The 2,013-nt window shown below is 73.9% G+C and carries 2 protein-coding genes; both read left to right on the top strand.

Features of this window, described 5'->3' with window-relative positions; genetic code table 11:
- The first annotated feature begins 81 nt into the window (after nucleotides 1-81).
- Nucleotides 82-1,680 carry an ABC transporter substrate-binding protein gene (locus AC2W7J_RS17785; RefSeq protein WP_485984056.1) on the top strand — a complete coding sequence of 533 codons (1,599 nt, stop codon included), beginning with the start codon at nucleotides 82-84 and terminating at the stop codon, nucleotides 1,678-1,680.
- On the top strand, nucleotides 1,677-2,013 hold a 337-nt coding region (locus tag AC2W7J_RS17780), incomplete at its 3' end, for a PIG-L family deacetylase (protein WP_485984054.1). The genes AC2W7J_RS17785 and AC2W7J_RS17780, both read left to right, overlap by 4 nt.

Here is a 2,013-nt window from a genome sequence, read left to right as displayed (position 1 = left end):
GCCACCGCGTCCGGCGGCCGGTCCCGGGCCGGCCCGGGACGAGCACCGGCGGCGTCAGCGGCCCGAACGACCGGCTGACCCGTGCTCTCCGCCGGTCCGCTGCCCTCGTGGGACCCGCAGCGCATCACCAGCCGTCAGACGGCGGGCTTCGCCTCGCGCACGTGGATGCGCACGCTCACCGCCTATGCCCCGGCGGCCGACCTCGCCGGTCAGCGCACCCTGCGCGGTGACCTCGCCACGAGCTCCGGCCGTCCGAGCAAGGACGCGACGACGTGGACCTTCTCCCTTCGCCCCGGGGTGACGTGGCAGGACGGCTCCGCGATCACCTGCGAGGACGTGCAGTACGGCGTCGCCCGGTCCTTCGACGCCGACATCACCTCCAGCGGCTACGCCCTGACCTACCTCGACATCCCCAAGAAGCCGGACGGCACCTCGCGCTACCCCGGACCGCTGGCGAAGGGGGGTACCTCCGCCGCCAACCGTCGGCTCCTGGAGCGAGCGGTCGAGTGCCGTGACGAGCGGACGGTCGTCTTCCACCTCGCCGAGCCGGTGGGCAACTTCGGCGAGATCGTCTCGCTGCCGGAGTTCGCCCCCTTCAAGGCCTCGCAGGAGGGCAAGGACGCGACGCACGCGGCCTTCTCCTCCGGGCCCTACCGGCTCGAGGACGGGTGGGACCCGAGCAAGGGCGGCACGTGGGTGCGCAACCGCGAGTGGTCGCGCAGCAGCGACCCGCTGCGCCGCACCGGCCCCCGGACCATCGAGCACCGCGAGGGCGTCGAGCCCAAGGACGCCGTCGAGACGATCGTCGAGGGCAAGGACGGCGGACGCACGCTCGCGCTCGACCCGCTGCCCGCATCCCTCGCCCCCGCCGTGGACGAGGCCGGCGACCTCGCGCAGACCGTCTCCGTCGACGGGCAGCTCGTCGACTACCTCGCGGTCAACGTGCGCAGCAGCGCGCTGAAGAAGTCCTCGGTGCGCACCGCACTGGCCGCCGCGACCCACCGCGAGGCCTACACCGAGGCGCTCGGCGCCGGCTCCGGCACCCCGACCTGGTCGCTGCTCGGCACCGCGCTGCCCTCCGCTCACGACACCGTGCTCGACCACGGCCCGAGCGGCGACACCGCCGCCGCTCGCGAGCAGCTGCGCGAGGCCAAGGTGCGCACCCCGGTGAAGATCACCGTCGGCTACCGCGACACGGAGGGTGCCGACGCGGCGATGCGGGCGCTCGAGGGCCCGTGGGAGGACGCGGGCTTCGACGTCACGCTCAAGGCGATCCCCGAGGACGACTACTTCGAGCAGATCGGCACCCGCAAGGTCGCCGAGGACCTCGACGTCGTCTGGGCCAACTGGGGTCCTGACATCCCCTCGGCCGCCAGCGTCCTGCCGCCGCTCTTCGACGACCGGGTCAACCTGTCGAAGACCTCGGTCGGCCGCGACTACGGCCTGCTCGCCGACCGCAAGGTCGACGCCGCGATGGACCGGGCGAGCAAGCAGACCGACCGCGGCAAGCGGGCCAAGGCCTGGGCCGACGTCGACACCGACCTCCTGCGCGACGGGGCGTACATCCCCCTTCGTCAGAGCCGACTGACCTATGTCGCCGGCTCCGAGGTCACCTCGCTCGTCGGCAACCCCGTGCACGGCGGGACGCCGGAGATGGGTCTGATCGGGGTGTCGCGATGAGCCGCGCCGAGCCGGTCCTGGTCGAAGGGCGGCCCGCGCGGCTGCTCTTCGTGCACGCCCACCCCGACGACGAGAGCCTCGCGACGGGGGTCGCCATCGCGCACCACGTCGCCGCCGGCGACGAGGTGCACGTGCTCACCTGCACCCTCGGGGAGCAGGGCGAGGTCATCCCGCCCGAGCTGGCGCACCTCGACGCCGACCACGAGGACACCCTCGGCGACTTCCGCCGCGACGAGCTGCGCGGCGCGATGACGGCCATCGGCGCCCGGCAGCCGGGTGCTCGGCGAAGACCCGGCCGCCGGCCGGCTCTCGCGGTGGCGCGACTCCGGCATG

It is taken from the genome of Janibacter sp. CFPM2_SD2, assembly GCF_057364645.1.
The sequence above is the reverse complement of the archived record's forward strand: the minus strand, read 5'-3'. Positions and strand labels throughout refer to the sequence as shown.